Genomic DNA, 19,076 nt, shown 5'->3' with positions numbered 1-19,076 from the left:
TTATTTTAGTTTAGAGGCTAATAACATTTTTGGTAATCTTTGTTGGCTAAGTCACAAAATCACTAAGTCACTAAGTCACTAAGTCACTAAGTCACTCGACTTGAATTACCATTAAGAAATGATTCTATTGTTAAGTTTCCAGTTACGTACTAAATATCAGATATGTAACTGAATCCTTATAATTTAGAAGCTTGTAGCAAGAAAAAAGGCGCCGTAGCGCCTTTTATGCAATGTTTACCGTTGAGGTTATTACTGCTTGTAAATCTTGCCACCTTTCATCACAAACCCCACATCAAGTAACTGTGAAATGTTGTCTAACGGGCTTGAATCTAAAGCAATAATATCTGCATATTTGCCTGTTTCTATGGTGCCGAGTTTGTCACTCATATCGATTAAATCGGCAGCATTAACGGTTGCGGACTTTAAAATATCTGCGGTGGTCATGCCAGCTTGATGCATTAATACTGCTTCTTGAGCATTAATACCGTGCTTAGAAACACCACTGTCGGTGCCAAAGGCAATTTTAACACCTGCCTTGTAAGACTTTTCAAAATTGGCAAGCATATCTGCGCCGACACGAATCGCTTTGGCTTTGATAGGCGCTGACATAAAGTCTGAGGTTTCAGCCATATCGACAACTGTAGCACCAGCCAGTAGGGTAGGAACTAAATACGCCCCCGTTTTTTTGAATAACTTGATAGTTTCTTTATCGGCATAGCTTCCATGCTCAACACTGTCGACTCCAGCTCGAAGTGCGGCATTGATACCTGCCGTAGCGTGTGCGTGACTGGCAACTTTACGCCCTAACCCATGGGCTGTAGCAACAATTTCTTTTAATTCATTATCAGTCATTTGCTGACCAGTACCCGTGTTTGTGTCAGACAACACCCCACCAGTAGAGGCGACCTTAATAGCGTCAGCGCCATATTTTATCGCTTCACGGGTTATTTTTCGGCATTCAAAAGGCCCATCACAAATCGTCATTGGTGACTTCATTGCTAACAAATCCGGCGCCATGCCATCGACATCTAAATGCCCCCCCGTAATTGAAACACCCGCTGCTGCGATAATACGCGGGCCGTCAATCCAGCCTTTTTCGACCCCGTCACGTAAGGCATACATTTGCTCTGGTTCACTGAGTAAGTCTCGCACCGTAGTAAAGCCCGACATCAGAGTGGTTTTAGCATAATGAACACTTTTCATTGCGATATCTGCATCAGACAGTTTAACCGTATCGCTAATATTATCCGGGCCAAATTCCATTTGTAAATGAACATGCATATCCATCAAACCTGGCATCACAAAGCGATCAGATAAATCGACAAACTGAGCATCACTACCGTAGGTTGAAGCCGCAATAAACCCTTGTTCTACAGCGATAATCTCACCATCTTTAATGACCACTGTCTGCTTTGATAATGGCGCCTTACCCGGCATAGCTAATAGCTCACCTGCATGTATTACTTTGGTGTCAGCGAGTACAGAGTGCGTTAATAAACTGGTTAAAGACATCGCAACTAGCGAGAGACCTTTAAAGAAACTTTTATTGACTGGTGTGGTTGTTAGCATTGTTATAACCATTTAAAAGAGAGTTAATTTGCATTTAATATACTCAATTTACCACAAATGTAAACAACGATTCACATCGGCTTGTCATTTACGCTACATATGGTAATTTACTCACTCGGTGTTTAATGAAATACATGTGTTAGCAAACAAAAACCTGCACAGGACTTTTCTAAAATCGCTAAAAATAACTCAAAAAGGACTAAATTTAGTGAATATAATCAATAAAAGCATTGGCATGTTATTAATTGCCCCTTTTGCGTCAATGATGGTGTTTGCGCAAGACTCTGACTCAACCTTGCAATTAGAAGATGTTTTCAATCTGCAATATGCATCAGGCCTTACCATCAACAAGGATGGCGATGAGGTTTTTTTTGTTCGTAATTATATGGACATTCAAACGGACAAAAAACTCGGTAATATTTGGAAGGTCGATAAAAATAAAACGCTCACTCCAGTGACGAATGGACTGCATGTCGATTACTCGCCAACACTGTCACCAGATAATACCAAGTTAGCCTATATTTCTACTGCCAGTGGCGCACCTCAAATCCATATGAAATGGCTAGAAACTGGAGACACTGCACAAATGAGTCACTTTGCTCATTCGCCAGCTAATTTGTCTTGGTCACCAAATGGTAAGCAACTAGCCTTTACCCGTTTTGTTGCTAGCAAACCAAAATCTGTAGTGTCATTACCGGGCAAGCCAAAAGGCGCTGAATGGGCCAAACCAGCGGTGTATATTGATGATATGTATTACCGCTTTGATGGTGCAGGCTTTAGTAAACCCGGAAATAGCCACATATTTGTGATGTCAGCAGATGGCGGTTCAGCGCGTCAATTAACCTCAGGTGATTATGATCATAATGGCCAATTAAGTTGGAGTCAGGATGGTAAGCAACTATTTTACTCAAGTAATAAGCGCGCAGAAAGTGACTTAGAATGGACTGATAATAATCTGTACCGCTTAGATCTCAATACCAAAAAAGTCACTCAGTTAACCGATAGAGTCGGCCCAGATATCAGCCCTATGGTATCGCCAAATGGTAAATATATTGCTTATTTAGGTGCAGATCAAAACCATAAAAATTACGAAAATACTGAGCTATACATCATGAATATTGATGGTTCAGGTAAACATTCATTAACCGCCAATTTAGACCGTTCAATTAACAGCATAAAATGGGCTGATAACAGTAAAGCAGTTTACTTTAATTACCATGACCATGGCGAAACCTATGTTGCCTATCAACCCCTTAACGGCAAACGTAAGGTAGTGGCACAAAACCTTGGTGGATTAGCATTTGGCCGCCCATATACAGGTAGTCAATTTGATGTAGCTGCAGATGGCACCATTGCCTTTACCTATTCAAATCCACAACGCCCTGCTGATGTCGCCATTACTAAAAAAGGCAAAACTAAGCAGTTAACCAGCCTTAGCGATAGCGCCCTTAATTACAAAACCTTGGCCACCATTAAAGAGCTCAATGTTAAATCTTCATTTGATCAGCGCGATATTCAAGCATGGGTCGCTTACCCACCAGGTTACGAAGCAGGTATAAAAGCCGGCAAAACATACCCGCTAATTTTAGAAATCCACGGTGGACCCGTCACCAATTACGGACCGCACTTTTCAGCTGAAGTACAACTGATGGCGGCAAGTGGTTACGTAGTGGTATACGCTAACCCCCGCGGTAGTGACAGTTACGGTAAAGAGTTTGCTCAAACAATCCATAATAACTACCCAAGCCAAGATTATGATGACTTAATGTCTGTGGTTGATGGCGTTATCGCACAAGATGCGATTAATGAAGATGCATTATTTGTTACTGGCGGCTCTGGTGGCGGCGTACTGACAGCGTGGATTGTGGGGCACACTGACAGATTTAAAGCGGCTGTGGTCGCAAAACCGGTAATCAATTGGTATAGCTTTGTATTAACAACTGATATCTACTCTTTTGTGATTAAAAACTGGTTCGAGAAAATGCCGTGGGAAGACAGCGCCCATTACATGAAATTATCACCCATCAGCTATGTGGGTAATGTCACCACCCCAACAATGCTATTAACCGGTGAAGCAGATCAACGTACACCTATTGCTGAAACTGAGCAGTTTTATCAAGCGCTTAAATTACGCAATATTGATACTGCTATGGTGCGAATTCCTGATGCGCCCCATGGAATTTATAAAAGGCCCAGTAATTTGATGTCGAAAGTGGCCCATATACTGTGGTGGTTTGAAAAGTATCAAGTTGAAAACTAATACTCAATCAACAAATAAACCACAGTTTAGAATGTCGAAAGTGACTCATATACTGTGGTGGTTTGAAAAGTATCAAGTTGAAAACTAATACTAAATCAACAAATAAACCACAGTTTATAATGTCGAAAGTGACTCATATACTGTGGTGGTTTGAAAAGTATCAAACTGAAAACTAAATCAATAAACAAACCACAGTTTAGAATGTCGAAAGTGGCTCATATACTGTGGTGGTTTGAAAAGTATCAAGTTGAAAACTAAATCAATAAACAAACCACAATTTAGATAATCACTGCAACACAATAAAGCCAGCATATTTTGCCCCGCAATATGCTGGCTTTTTATTTATATACCAGAGCGATAACCTTCCATACACGCATTCCTTAGCCTAGTTCACCTTATCTAAATGATTTCTGTTGATCGAATAAACCACTTCAGCCGTATCTTCAGTGCAACTTTCTATAGTTTGGCTATATTTGAGCAGTAATAAACTATGCCAATTCTCATATGATAAGGAACACAGATGACATATCCACGTACGTTTAGCCATATCGGTATATCAGTGCCCGATCTTGAAGCCGCGGTAAAGTTTTATACCGAGACATTAGGTTGGTACCTCATTATGGCGCCCACTGAAATTAAAGAAGATAACTCCGCCATTGGTGAAATGTGTACTGATGTATTTGGGAGTGGTTGGGAACACTTTCGCATTGCTCATCTATCCACTGGTGATAGAGTTGGAGTTGAAATTTTTGAGTTTAAAAATCAGCAAAATCCAAAAGATAACTTTGAATATTGGAAAACCGGCGTGTTCCACTTTTGTGTACAAGATCCTGATGTTGAAGGGCTTGCAGAAAAAATTGTTGCTGCTGGTGGTAAAAAACGTATGGCAAAACCACGTTTTTATTACCCAGGTGAAAAACCATATCGCATGATATACATGGAAGATCCGTTCGGGAATATCCTTGAAATATACTCACATAGCTATGAACTAACCTACTCTGATGGTGCTTATAAATAGCGACTATCAAGCTTTAAAAGGCGGGTTATCAGCTGTAGTTATCGACCATTGTAGATAGTTCAAACATGCCCCGTCCGCTAAACCTTTAAAAAGTAGCCATTGATGGGGCATGATTGATTTCAACTGTGAACAGCCTGAATAAGCTTACATTCGCTAAAACTACAATTTAAAGACTTGTATATCTTTCAGATATTGACCTTTTATGTCGGTATTGCCGCCAATCACATAAGTGGTGTCACCGAGTGTGGTCGCTGCATTATGTCTACTGGCTTGATAACCAATATCAATCTTCATCCATTGCTCACTGACAAAATCGTATGCGTAAGTTAATGTCAAATTGTCATAACTCCCAAATACAAACAGCTTTTGGTTAACCACTGACATTGAATGGGCACTGATAGCTTCAGGTAAAGCGGGTAATGATTGCCACTTTTTTAATTGCGGATCATATTTTTCAAAAGCTGTTAATGAGTTTTTATTATCATAGCCACCCACCACATAGATATAACCATCATGAACCACTGCTCTAGTTTCTTTCGTGGTTGGCATATTGGCCGCTCTAACCCAGCCTTGTGTCTCACCATTTAACACAGCGACTAAGCCACTCGGTGCGAATTGACCATTTTTAAGGTATGAACCACCAACAACATAAATATTTCCATTAAATAAAACCGCACTATTACGTCTTGTTGGTGCAGGTAACGGCTTGGCAAAGCTAACTTGGTGGGTCACGGTATTAAACACTTCTACGCGGTGTTCATATCTAAATTTTTGGGCCTCAAAGCTGACACCACCAATAATATAAATTGACTCTTGCCCATCCCAAACCGCAGAAAAAAACCTTCTTGGGATTAGTTTATTCGCTAACACCTGCTTTTTACCTGATATAGGCTCAATGATTTCAATGTCGGAAAGAAAACCTGTGCTGTTAGACCCTGCCAATACATAGATGTTTTGACCATCATTGACTGCGGCATGACCAAATCGAGCGCTAGTCAAGGTAATGGGCTCAGGGTGTAACACAGGTTTGCTACTACAACCGCTAAGAATCATTAAAATAAGTATCGGTAGTAATAGAAAATTAATTTTTGGCTTCATCATGTCTTTAATCCATTAAATTATGAAGGCCGTAGAATATTGAAGTATCCTTTCACCGTCAATGAGTTACCTAATTTTCATTTACCTAAATTCAAGCTATTCTGATTATAACCGCTCCTTTATACAATTCCTTATTCAGCTGACTTACAAAAATTACGGCTACCAGCATACACTTTGGTATAACAAAGTTAATATTTTGGTAATAATGGTTGCGACTATTGGTAACATGTTATATAAATGTATCAACCGATTAAAAGAACAGCAATTGGTCATACAAAAATTAATGATTTCTTGGGGGGAAATATGAAGCTGAATAAAATAAGTTCGATGTTTACTGGGGCTAGAAGTAAAGCAAATAATATTAGTATTTTTGGCGCAACATTAACGGCAATGTTATCAATGTCGGCAATGGCAGCAGAGCCTGAAGCCCAGACAAATGCAGACGCTAGCGACTCAAACGAAATTGAAGTCATTGCCGTTCGTGGCATATTTGGTAGTTTAAAAGCAGCTAATCTACTAAAACGTACCGATGATAGAATTGTTGATGCGATTGTCGCTGAAGATATTGGTAAGTTACCTGATAACAATATTGCAGAAGCGCTACAACGTATCACGGGTGTTTCAATAGCAACAGATTTTGGTGTGGGTGAATCAGTTACCATTCGTGGCGTATCAGAAAACCTTATTTTACTAAACGGCCGTTCTACAGCAGGCCCTGGTCGTGGCGGTATTAATTTATCCGACTTCCCTTCAAGCTTCTTAAAAACAGTTGAAGTCATTAAGTCGCCAACACCTGACATGATTGAAGGTGCGTTAGGCGGCACAGTTAATATGCAAACGGTTCGCCCACTCGAACTGAGTGAGCCATTAGTGGCTATTACTCTTGATGGTGAATACGCAGATAAAACAGAAAATATTGCTCCTAACTTCACATTGGGACTGGGTAATAATTGGGATTTAGGCAGTGCCGGTACGTTTGGTGCTTCTGCTAACTTATCTTACTTAGACCGTGAATTACGCCGTGATGAGTACTTCAATAAAGTTGATTTACTAGACAATATTGATATCAATGGTGATGGTACAGTCGATGATTCTGGCGGACCAAATGGTAAATACCTGCGTAGAACCCAAACAACGGCAGAACAAAAAACAGAAGAACGTGAACGTACAGCTGTGGGTATCTCACTACAGTGGGAACCAGAAAGTGCCAACGCCAATATTTACCTTGATTTAAACGGCACCAAGTTAGACGGTGGTCAATCAGCATATTCAATTCTTGATGTGGGTGGTAGTACTGTTGCTAGAGATGACTCTTACTATGACAGCAATGGCCAACTACACAATTACGATCTAGATGGCGTGTTAGTTATTCCTAAAACATGGAGTGACTTTACCACATCAGACTCAACCTCACATGCCATTGGAGGTGAGTGGTTTCTGTCTGATAATATTGAACTTTCAGCCGAATATTCATTATCAAAGTCAAAAGAAAAACAAACCGCCAATGAATTTAATTTACGTCCAATCGAACGTACAGATCCAACCCTTGACCTAGTCACTCATACCAGCACGAGTAGTTCATTTAGTGGCAGTGGTATCCCAGGTTACACCTATGCTGATAATGGCATGCTAACCAATCCTGATAACTTAGTTTTCCGTGAGTTTTTCCATAAAACCTTAGAAACTGAGAATGAAGAACAAGCACTTCGATTTGATTTTAAGATTTCTGATGTTGGTGTCGATTGGGTTTCAGCTGTTAAAGCAGGTGTACGCTTTACTGACAGAGATTACTCTGCTAACCGTTTTGACCTAAAACCTAATGGCACTACCCTTAAGGACTCATATAAAAAAGCCACCAACGCTGATGGTTTATATAGCCCTATTTGGATTGACAACCCACTGCTTAGCGACAGCATGAATGTGGTTAACATGAGTAACTCATTCGACCAAACAGGCATTGCCGGTCAAAATGATATGTTGACATATAATGTATATGACGCTGACCAATTGCAAAATACCGAACAAACTTATGCGTTAGTTCAACAGATGTTGCAAGATACATCATATGCAATGAACGGTACTTTAGCCGATAATATGGTCGAAGATTCAAGTGCCTATAAAGAGATTAATGAAACAACCAGCGCTATATACGCACAAGTTCACTTAGACTTTGATGATTTAACCGCTGTTGTCGGCGGACGTTATATTCAAACTGACTTAGAATCAAGCGTGGTTGCATCAGTCGATGCCAACGGTAATAAAGTGCTTGATACCGGTAAAAATGATTACTCAGATTTCTTACCGAGTTTAAACGTCACATATACCCTAACTGAAGAAACTTTATTACGTTTCGCAGCGGCAAAAGTGATGCGCCGTGCTGACTTTGATGAACTAAGCCCTTCGTTAACTATTGATAACTCTTTAGTGACTGGTACTCAAGGTTCATACGAGTTAGAGCCTTACCGTGTTACACAATATGATCTTTCAGTAGAACATTACTTTGGTAACGGCGGTATCGTTTCAGCAGCATTATTCTACAAAGATGTTAACTCATTTACTCAAACCGACAGTAGCTGTTTAGCTGATGCCAATACGGTTTCAGGACAAAATACCACTGAATGGGGCAACATTTGTTTACTTGATACAGCAGGTCAAAGCCAAGGTGATGTCAACTTTGCTACAGAAGATCAAGGCTTAGCTTATGTTGATGCTCAAAAAGCTGCAGGCCAAACAGGTATTGTGGTCGACACTGATGTTAACGGTGGTAGTGGTAGTGTTCAAGGTATTGAACTAGGTTACCAACAACAATTTACCTCATTACCAGGCTTATGGTCTGGCTTCGGTGTCAATGCCAACTACACCTATGCAGATAGTGAACAACCTGATGGTAACCCATTATTGAACATTTCGGAAAACACCGCGAATGGACAAATTTACTGGGAAAATGAGGGATTGCAATTCCGTTTAGCGTACAACTGGCGTGACCGTTACTTATACTCACAAGCAGAAAAACGTGTTCAAACTGTCGGCGCATTAGGTTATAACGTCTTTAACCAAAATGATCCTACCTCTGATAATTATGATGCAACTGTTGGTAATAACTACCGTGAAGCACGTGGTCAACTTGATTTCTCAGCAAGTTGGGATATCAATGATAACTTCACCATTGTAGGCAATGTGGTAAACCTCACAGGCGAACCAATTGAATACACCACTGAACTGGATTCAGTGTGGAAATACAGTGAAGCGGATCGTCGCTACACTGTCGGTGTTCGCGCTAAGTTCTAATGAGAACATGGTAATGTAGAGCCTATCAGTTGATAGGCTCTTTTCTCATAAAAGACAAATTAAAGGTCACATAGATAATACAAAATGTAGATTAATCAATATTCCGATTAAGACTAAAAGCTCTGCTTTATAGACTTTCAGTCTTATACCGAAATATATTTAGCACTTAACTGTTCAGTAATGACACGTTCAATACACAAGCAGAACAGAGCAAGTAGTTGAATAAAAACATTAATGAGATTTAGGTTACACAAAAATTCATTTTCGAGTGTTTTTGCTCAAAATAACAGCCAACCCTTTTTTAGTCACACTTTTGCAAGAGAACAAATAGTGTTTGGTTGACAAAGGTAACGACTATACCTACCATATTGTAATACAAATTGGTAAGTGAGTATTGGGCGATATAAAAGCCTTGTAAACGACATCTAATGTTAAGAAACACGACGCGATTAATAGATAAAGAGTTAATTCTTAAATAGAGCTAATAAGTTAACTAGCCTGAGCTCTAGAGCACTTTTTATATAAATAACATTGCCCACCTTCATATTAAGGTGAGCAACTTTCAATTCAGATAAGCATATATCAATATATTTAGGAGTTAGAAATGACAAAACCAGTCATCGGATTCATCGGTCTTGGCCTTATGGGCGGCAACATGGTTGAAAACCTACAAACACGTGGTTACCAAGTTAACGTTATGGATCTTAACCAAGATGCAGTTGATGCAGTTCTTGCTCGTGGCAATGCTACCCAATTCACTTCTGGTAAAGAATTAGCAGCGGCTTCTGATATCGTTCAATTCTGTTTAACAACGTCTGCCGTTGTTGAAAAAATTGTATACGGTGAAGATGGTGTTCTAGCCGGAATGAAAGAAGGTACTACATTAGTAGACTTCGGAACTTCTATCCCTGCTTCTACTATCAAAATTGGTGCAGCGCTTGCCGAAAAAGGCTGTGGCATGATCGATGCGCCTCTTGGACGTACTCCTGCTCACGCTAAAGATGGTCTTTTAAACATCATGGCTGCTGGTGACATCGACACATTCAACAAAGTTAAACCTGTTTTAGAAGAGCAAGGTGAAAACGTATTCCACCTAGGTAAATTAGGTGCAGGTCACACAACTAAGTTAATCAATAACTTCATTGGTATGACTACTGTTACAGCGATGTCTCAAGCGTTTGCAGTTGCAAAAGCGGCAGGTGTTGACGGTCAGCAATTATTCGACATTATGTCTGCTGGCCCTTCTAACTCACCATTCATGCAGTTCACTAAGTTCTATGCTGTCGATGGCGAAGAGAAGTTAGGTTTCTCGGTTGCCAATGCAAACAAAGACCTTGGTTACTTTTTACAAATGGTTTCTGACTTAGGTACTGAGTCACCAATCGCTGAAGGAACGTCTAAAGCACTTCAAGCAGGTGTTGATGCTGGCCTTGGTCAAAATGACGTACCTGTTATCTTCGACTACTTCACTAAACTAGAGAAGTAATTCGACATTAACTTATCGTTAGCTTATAAGTTAAACGTTTTATAAGCTAGGTGCTAATAAGCCGTTGAATATCAACGGCTTTTTTATTTCAATTAAACTCTCACTCGCTTAATAATACTCGACATTCTTTTCTCTAACTGCCTTTAAAGGTATCACAACTTTCCATATTGCCGCTGGCAAAACCGACTTGAAACCATTTCACTCTTTGTGCCGAGCTGCCATGGGTAAAAGAGTCAGGGCTGACATGGCCTTGTGATTGTTTTTGTAAGGTATCATCACCGATAGCGCTTGCTGCAGTTAAGCCCTCTTCAATATCACCCGTTTCAAGTAACTGACGGCTATTATTGGCATGATTTGCCCAAACACCAGCAAAGCAGTCCGCCTGCAATTCCTGCTTAACCGACAGCTTATTGCCCTCAACTGCGCTTAACTTACTGCGAGCGGCATGAACTTCACTGGATATCCCCAGCAGAGTTTGAATGTGATGACCTACTTCATGGGCAATCACATACGCTTGGGCAAAATCACCAGGCGCTTTGAACTGATTTTTTAATTGCTCAAAAAAACTCAGGTCAATGTAAACTTGTTGGTCTGCAGGACAATAAAATGGCCCCATAGCAGACTGTGCCATACCACATGCAGATTTTACCGCATCACGAAACAACACCAAGCTGGGTTCTTGATAGGTTATGCCCCGCTGCTGAAATAAACTGCCCCAAGTTTCTTCCGTGTCCGCAAGAATAACCGCTACAAAATCAACCTGCTCTCTTTCTGCTGCGGTTTCAGTTAATGGCGCGGTAGAAACACCTGTAGAGGTTTCTTGTTGTAGCCCAAGTCCACCTAACATATTACCTAGGTTGCCGGTAAATAATCCGTAAGCGCCCACACCCACAATCAGTATTGCGGTTCCTTTAAACCCAAGCACCTTAAATATCATCGGTAGCAGTCGTAAAATGCCCCCGCCACCTCGGCCAAAGCCACCAGCACCTGAGACTTGCGTATTACGACGATCTTCTACATTGCTACTTTTACGCTTTCCACGCCAACGCATAACGCTACCCCGACATAATTACAAACATACACTTTAAAGAAATCATTAATGCCATTTTCAACTAGATTGGAAGCCTGAACGCCCTACCCACTCTTAACTTTTTAGTTACTAAAGGCTAATGACTATATAACGACAAAGACTGCTGAAAGCCGCAACCACAGCACCAATAAACATAGCATAGTTAAACTAGCCTAGCGTTTTAGAAAAGTTTCGGCTAACCAGATAAGTTTAAAATTGATGAGATAGAAAGCGGTTCATTTGATCAGTTGATACTGCCAACTTATCGAGTTTAACAAAATAACCCAATAAAATTAGCTCTAAGCTAAATGTTGGATACAACTAACCCTTTAAAAGAGCGAAAGTCGCATTCAAATAGCACACTTTGGTCTACAAAATAAGAACAAAAAATGCCGCTATCAATAAGCGGCATTTTTAACACATTGTTTAAAACATTAATTTACAACTGCAAGTTTATTAGCCTTATTGCACTGTTGCTTCGGCAGAACCAGAGTAAGTCGTACTTAGATCGTCACCCACAGCATAACTTTCGAAGTCCTCAGATAGAACCGCCGTATCTGTTGCATCATCAATCACGATGTCATCAGCTAATAACTCTTTTGCTGACTCTTTCGAAGAGCTACCAATACGAATTTGATAGGTTTCTGTTGCACTGCCCGTATTAATGGCAACATAAGGGCCGTAGAACGTTGTGCCACCATCAATTGACACAGAATAACCTGTCGCAGTCCATTCAAGCACTACATTAATATCAGTATCATCTGTATACGTTAAGCCATCAATGATTTGCTGATCTTTATTTGCATCACGGTATTTAACGCTGCCATCATTACTTAAGACAATTTCGCCCGTTAAGTTACCTGAAGAAGCAGAGCCTCCGTAAACACTAATATAAGCAGTATTATCTTCAGAAACACCATCTGTAGCAGTAAAGCCAGCAATGGCTTGTAACTTAAGGGTTGTAGAAATAGAGCCTTCAGCAAGTGGGTCCGTTGTTAAGCGTAATTCAGCATCAGCGTCTGTTGTTGTATCAGCCATTCTGGCAACTTTATTTACACTACTTCCCGCTATGGTCATAACGGTTGCTTCAGCAGAGCTTGAATAAGTCGTGCTTAAATCTTCACCTTCAGCAAATATCTCGAAGTCTTCAGACAGAACTGCCGAACCTGTATCATCAGCAATGACGATGTCATCAGCTAATAATTCTTTTGCTGACTCTTTCGAAGAGCTACCAATACGAATTTGATAGGTTTGTGTTGCACTGCCCGTATTAATGGCAACATAAGGGCCGTAGAACGTTGTGCCACCATCAATTGACACAGAATAACCTGTTGCAGTCCATTCAAGCACTACATCAATATCAGTATCATCTGTATACGTTAAGCCATCAATGATTTGCTGATCTTTATTTGCATCACGGTATTTAACAGTACCATCATTAGTAAAGACAATTTCGCCCGTTAAGTTACCTGAAGAAGCAGAGCCTCCGTAAACACTAATATAAGCAGTATTATCTTCAGAAACACCATCTGTAGCGGTAAAGCCAGCAATGGCTTGTAACTTAAGGGTTGTAGAAATAGAGCCTTCAGCAAGTGGGTCTGTTGTTAAACGTAATTCAGCATCAGCGTCTGTTGAGGTATCAGCCATTCTAGCGACATTATTATCTCCAGTAGCAACAACAACTGTACCAGTAATTGTGATTGCTAATTCAGCGGTAGTACCATCAAAAGATTCAATCGTAAAGGTATCTAATTCACTTTCTCCCACAACAAGTGCAGCAATCGTGGCGTCAGTGGTATCGAGGGTATAGGTCCATGAGCCATCATCTAATATTGATAATGTACCGTATGTACCCATTAAGGTTGTCTGAACAATAGAATCTTCGCCAACATCTGGGTCAAGTACACTTACAGCACCTGTTGCCGTTGCCTCATTACTTGCAATTCTTCCAGTTAAATCAAAAAATACTGCTGGCGTAGGTTCTACTGTGCCATCGCCTGCATCAAATACGATAACTTCTGAGTAAATAGCTAAGCCATACTTGCTGTCTGTACCATCTAAAGTTTCGCCTGCATCATAACCTTCAAAGTCATCTGAAAATATACTTGTTGTGCCAGCTGTATCAGAAAATACCTCAATATTATCAACATAAAAAGAACCAAAAGGAATCGTTCTATCATTATCACCGAATCTAAATTGGATAGCTTTCACACCATCAGCGAACCACTGGTCTAAGCCTGTATAATCAGAGTCAACAACCGCTGCAGTAGAGAAAGAACCGCCACCAATCACTTCACCATCAATAGTCACGGTAATTTGTTCTGTTGCATCTAAGTCCCATGTGATCTCTACATCATAAAACTGCTCTTCAACAAATGGTGCAGTGATTAAATTTCCAGGGTAAGCGTCACTGTCAGTATTTCGAACAAAGAAACGAGGGTCTATTGTAGTTTCAGAACCGTCTTCGTTAAGTGTAGATTGCTCGCCTTGAATACGTAAATCCATTAACGATTCACTAGAACTACCAGAAGAACCATAAAGCGTAATATAAGCATCTTTAATATTTCCATCACTACCAAGAGCAACCTCTTTAGATAAAGATGCACTCAGCTTACCTTGACGAAGGTTATCAACGCTAAATCTAATCTCACCCGTATCGCCGCCTGTATCGCTTATTTTTACAACCTGAGTAAGCGAAGCAACACGAATATTAATTTCAGCAGTGGTACCATCAATAGAAGCGATAGTGATTGAATCATACACAGAATTACCTAACTCAAGGCTAGCCAGAGTTTCGTTTGCAGTCATAACTGTATACGACCAGCTACCGTTAGCGCTGATACTAAATGTACCATAATCAAGTGCTACATCAGTTTGCGCAACAAAAGCATCTTCTTCAAAGTTTGGATCAATAATGGTTAATGAACCAGTTAATGGAAGCGTAGCAGTATGTTGAACAGTACCGCCCAATTCACCTTCGATGATTGCTGCAACAGGGTCATTGTTATAACCCACAGCGGCTCCAATTCCGTCAAGTAACGCTTCATCAACTGAATCAGCAACTTGTGAAGTAGTTTGCAAATTAATTTGTGCTGTCTCAAGTGTAACTAAAGACTCTTCAGAAAAAGAACCATCAGCGACGTCACTAGCAAGATCTTGCATAACGGTAGATAAATCTGCGTCTGCGTTGTCTGCATCAACTTGTGATAGTAGCGCTAGCACAGAACCATATCTATCAGCATCTTCAGCACCATCAGTACCAAGTTCAACAATACCAACTAAAGTAGGAAGCACTTCTGTTGTATCAAAACGAATACCAAAACGAGCATTAATTATTTCAGCTTCGTCAGCAAACTGGTTTAAATCACTACCCGCGTTTTGAACAGCCATTTCGGTTAGCGGAGAAACAACATAAGTAGGTGGTGATACTAATACTTCCTCACCCATGTCATCTAAAACTGGATTCCCATCTTCATCAGTCTGAACACTATTTTCAACTACATTCACTACAGATCTTAGTTGAGGAGCATCTAAGGTTAAACCTGTTGATTCGTCCGTATAAGTACCGCCAGTACATGCAATTAAACCTGTACCTTCGAAGTGTACGTCGCTAAATGTAACGCCACCTGAAACATCAGAGGTTGCAGCAGCTTGTGCAGGAAGAACCGCAGCACCACTATCATCAACTTCAAATATGTCACAAGTTGCACCATCAATAGGGCCCTTAATAATGCTAGCAGAAACATTTAAGGTTGGATTGATAGTAGGTGTAGATGCACCAACACCTTCGGTAAAACCTGCCTCATCAGTATAATTAGCAGAAACAGAAATGACTGAACCTTCATCGGCTTCAGTAATGGTGATGGATGTACCAATAACACCTGTTGACCATACGTAAGTAAGTGTATCAGCTATAATTCCGTCAGCATCAGTAGCTGCTGCAGAGATTGTTTCGCCAGCGATAAAATTGCTTCCGGTTATTGCTATACTACCGCGAGTATTTCCATTTAGTTCAGCACCGTCATCACCGCCACAACCTAATAGACCTGTCGCAATGATGAGCGGTATAAAGGATTTATTATTCATTTTTATGACTCCAAAAAGATTCTTTTCCAAATTTAGCTTGTTTTATTTAAGTACTATACTTGGCTAGTACTTAAAGCTGACACCTGCGAACAGGCGTGGACCGTAATCACTTACTTGACCCAAGTTACCTTGGGTATAGAAGTCATCACTGCGAGGCTCACTAAACAAGTTAATTGCTGAAACTTTAACACGAACGTGTTTATTGATTTTGTATGCAGCACGAGCTTCCCAAGTACCTGCCTCATCAACATAACGCAGTCTTGTGCCGTTAGAAGTGTATGGTTGGAAGTATTCGCTACGATACTTGTAGATAAGCGCAGTATCAAAATCGCCTATTTGATAGTAAATCTGGCCATTGAATACATGCTCAGAAAATCCTGGTACTGAGGCTGGAGGAACAATACCTACTTTATCCTGAACAACAACGCCATCTAAATCAGTCGTAAAGGTATTACCGTAGTTACTATCTTCAAACTCATAGTTTGTATCTGCCCAGTTATAGCCAAGCTTCACACCAATACCTAAATCCCAACGATACGCAAATGACGCTTCGAAACCATAAAGGTCACTACTTTCGTCAGTAGTGACTGAATTAGTAATAGGTAAAGAAACTTCCACACCGTCAACGATAAACGTCTCTAACTGTGTTTGCTGTTGGAAACCGCCATTGAATTGCTTGTAGTAAACACCTAACGCTACCATCGAGTCATCGCTTGGATACCATTCAATTGCAGCATCATAGTTCCATGACATTAATGGTTGAAGTTCAGGATTACCAGCCCCTTGAGCCCCCACTAACAAGTCTTCAACTGATGTAGGATCATCTGAGTTATCGGTTAGGAATTCACGGTTATAACTTAGATCAGAAGGATCTGCACGTGACATACCTCGGTAAATACCGGCCCTTAGGAGAATATTATCATCATAATCAACGACTAAGTTAACACTTGGTAGTACTTCAGTGTAATCACCGCCAGATTCAATCTTTTTAATATTACCGTTTGCTACTAGTTCGACCACACCTGTCGCCGGATCAGTGACAGTGTCAAAAGTGTCTCTAAAACCAATAGAAGTAACGTCAGTATTCACGACACGAACACCAAAGTTACCACGAATAAATTTACCAAACATTTCAGTGTCGTAGTTAAGCATTGCATAAGCAGAGGTAGTTTGTTCTGTTACGTCAATGGTGCCCGTATTCTCGTATGTAACCTCTGGGTATGCGAATTCGCCGCCTTGTGATGCTGCTACTGCTTTAGAGAAACACTCATTATTGTAAGTTGCCCACGAAGCGCCTGTACCGCTTTCTATCACATTACCTGAACTGTCAACATGGGTGATAATATCACCGTCAGAAACACTAGATAAAAAATCAGTCTCAGGGAAGGCTATTTGGCAACCTTCAAGTACGTCGATGGCCGATGTTGCAGATTCATCTAAATTAAATGTAGTTCTTGAGCCATTACCGTTCGTGCCACCAAATTGAACATATGTTAGCTCAGAAACGCGAACGCCAGCTTGAACGCCACTAAAAAAATCACCGTCTAGAATATAATCAATATCAAGGCGTGCACCCATAATTTCGTTGTCGCGGACATTTTCTCTGTCGATACGAGTACGAAGGCTATCAGTAAAATTGGAAATATCAGTCACATCAAAATCAGTAACTGTGAAATGAGGAATATGTTCACCTAAATCCCAAGAAAAGAAAGGACGAGAGCTCGTTCTTCCTCGGTTTGTTATTTGTAGTTCTTCACGGCTAGTTTTAGAATAGCCAAGGTCAAGACTAATCTTTAGATCATCAGAGAAAAAATGTTCAACGTTCAAGCCATATCCACGATAATTTTCTTCACGCGAAAATTGCTCGCCCGCAGATTCGATACGTTCTTCACCTTCCCAATGTAGAATACCGCCAACATCGTTTGTGATCAGATTCTGTCCCGTTACACCCGGTGTAACGCGCTTTTGTAAGAAGATTAAATCATGACGCGCTTCTGCTTGGGTACGATCTGAAATTTGCGCATCAAAATTGATATCCCATTTATTTGAGGGTTGGTATTGTAGAGCAAAGAATAAAGCGTCTCTTTCATCAGATGTTTCATTTTGACGGAAGCTTCGGCTTGAGCCAGTCCATGCGTATTCCCTGCCATCATCGACTGCAAGACCTGTTTCTGGATCAATTTTATTATTGTAGCCTTGGTTACTCGAACCATCTACACCATCTTCACAATCGCCCGCTGAGCTACGGAAAAAACCGGTATTGGTATCGGTTGGATCATTCAAACATGCCCACAAAGATGAACCCGTTGGGCTTGAGCTTCTATATTCAGCTTCTGGCTGGCTAATATCTTGACGTTGAAAGCCTACACTCAAACCAATTGCTTGACCGTTATCAAACTCAAACTGGTCAACATAACTGAGTGTTCCACGGTAGCCCAAATCATCTTGAAGTGAGTTGTCAACGTTTGCCTGGTCTGGGTTGTAGTTAGCTTTTACTTCAGCCTGAAAACGTTGCTTAGCAAAATCTAAAGGCTTAAGTGTCTCCAGGGTAATAACACCGGCAACCCCACCTTCAATCATTGAAGCGTCTTGTGTTTTATAAATAGCCACTTTCTGCATCAGCTCTGATGGGAACTGAGAAAAGTTAACTGAACGGTCACCACTACCATTGGTCGCTTCACGGCCATTGATATGAGTGGCACTTAAGAATGGGCCTAAACCACGAATACTGATTTCAGTAGCACCACCATTTTCACGGTGAGATGATGCACCCGTTAATGATTCTAGCGCCTCACCAATTGAAAGTGCAGGTAAATCACCAATATCTGAAGCAGATAAACCGTCAACAACCGTGGTAGATTCACGCTTTATTGCAATTTGGTCTTGAATTGTTCTACGTGTACCAGTAACTACAACAACTTCTATATCATTATCAACTTTATCTAGATTTTCAGTTTCTGCTTCTTGTGCTATTGCCGAAAATGCAAAAGAACTGGTTACAGAAGTAAATGCAGCAAGCTTCATCCATTTTGCTATAGGTGAAAGCTTGAACTTCCCTATTTTATGGATGGGTTTTGTTTTTTTACTTAATTTCGTCGACATACCGTACTTCCCCTTAGTATTTTAATAAGCATGTTAATGCCATATATTGGTATATGTTTTTATTGCTAGCAGGTTACTGCCATTAAATTCTTATATTTAT

The 19,076-nt window shown here is 40.5% G+C and carries 9 protein-coding genes; 4 read left to right on the top strand and 5 right to left on the bottom strand.

Annotated features, from left to right (window positions below):
• Positions 1–249 precede the first annotated feature (249 nt).
• The gene (locus BCU91_RS18175; protein ID WP_102532099.1) at positions 250–1,512 is read right to left on the bottom strand and encodes an amidohydrolase family protein; all 1,263 of its coding nucleotides are present in this window, start codon (positions 1,510–1,512) and stop codon (positions 250–252) included.
• A gap of 292 nt (positions 1,513–1,804) precedes the next feature.
• Here BCU91_RS18175 and BCU91_RS18170 point away from each other — a divergent pair, with 292 nt between their 5' ends.
• Positions 1,805–3,829 carry a S9 family peptidase gene (locus BCU91_RS18170; protein WP_198590500.1) on the top strand — a complete coding sequence of 675 codons (2,025 nt, stop codon included), beginning with the start codon at positions 1,805–1,807 and terminating at the stop codon, positions 3,827–3,829.
• Between the two features lie 520 nt (positions 3,830–4,349).
• Positions 4,350–4,847, top strand: coding sequence for a lactoylglutathione lyase family protein (locus BCU91_RS18165; protein ID WP_102476877.1), 498 nt, complete (start codon positions 4,350–4,352; stop codon positions 4,845–4,847).
• Between the two features lie 159 nt (positions 4,848–5,006).
• Here the strand turns inward: BCU91_RS18165 and BCU91_RS18160 are convergent, their stop codons facing one another.
• Positions 5,007–5,948 carry a kelch repeat-containing protein gene (locus tag BCU91_RS18160; protein ID WP_102532079.1) on the bottom strand — a complete coding sequence of 314 codons (942 nt, stop codon included), beginning with the start codon at positions 5,946–5,948 and terminating at the stop codon, positions 5,007–5,009.
• A 300-nt stretch (positions 5,949–6,248) separates the two neighbouring features.
• On the opposite strand from BCU91_RS18160, the gene BCU91_RS18150 reads away from it, so the two are divergent.
• Together BCU91_RS18150 and BCU91_RS18145 are read left to right on the top strand one after the other, a co-directional pair.
• Positions 6,249–9,233 carry a TonB-dependent receptor gene (locus BCU91_RS18150; RefSeq protein ID WP_102532077.1) on the top strand — a complete coding sequence of 995 codons (2,985 nt, stop codon included), beginning with the start codon at positions 6,249–6,251 and terminating at the stop codon, positions 9,231–9,233.
• Positions 9,234–9,837: 604 nt separating this feature from the next.
• Positions 9,838–10,719 (top strand): NAD(P)-dependent oxidoreductase, encoded by an 882-nt coding sequence (locus BCU91_RS18145; protein ID WP_102435635.1) that lies wholly within the window; start codon positions 9,838–9,840, stop codon positions 10,717–10,719.
• A 133-nt stretch (positions 10,720–10,852) separates the two neighbouring features.
• On the opposite strand, the gene BCU91_RS18140 is transcribed toward BCU91_RS18145, so the two are convergent.
• The 3 genes from BCU91_RS18140 to BCU91_RS18130 form a co-directional block, all read right to left on the bottom strand.
• Positions 10,853–11,770 carry a neutral zinc metallopeptidase gene (locus tag BCU91_RS18140; RefSeq protein ID WP_102532076.1) on the bottom strand — a complete coding sequence of 306 codons (918 nt, stop codon included), beginning with the start codon at positions 11,768–11,770 and terminating at the stop codon, positions 10,853–10,855.
• Positions 11,771–12,250: 480 nt separating this feature from the next.
• Positions 12,251–15,874 (bottom strand): VCBS domain-containing protein, encoded by a 3,624-nt coding sequence (locus tag BCU91_RS18135; RefSeq protein ID WP_102532075.1) that lies wholly within the window; start codon positions 15,872–15,874, stop codon positions 12,251–12,253.
• Between the two features lie 63 nt (positions 15,875–15,937).
• Positions 15,938–18,976, bottom strand: coding sequence for a TonB-dependent receptor (locus BCU91_RS18130; protein ID WP_102532074.1), 3,039 nt, complete (start codon positions 18,974–18,976; stop codon positions 15,938–15,940).
• Positions 18,977–19,076 lie beyond the last annotated feature (100 nt).

This window comes from Shewanella sp. 10N.286.52.B9 (genome assembly GCF_002873635.1).
In the GTDB taxonomy this organism is placed as follows: Bacteria; Pseudomonadota; Gammaproteobacteria; order Enterobacterales; family Shewanellaceae; genus Shewanella.
This window is presented reverse-complemented; position numbering and strand designations above follow the sequence as displayed.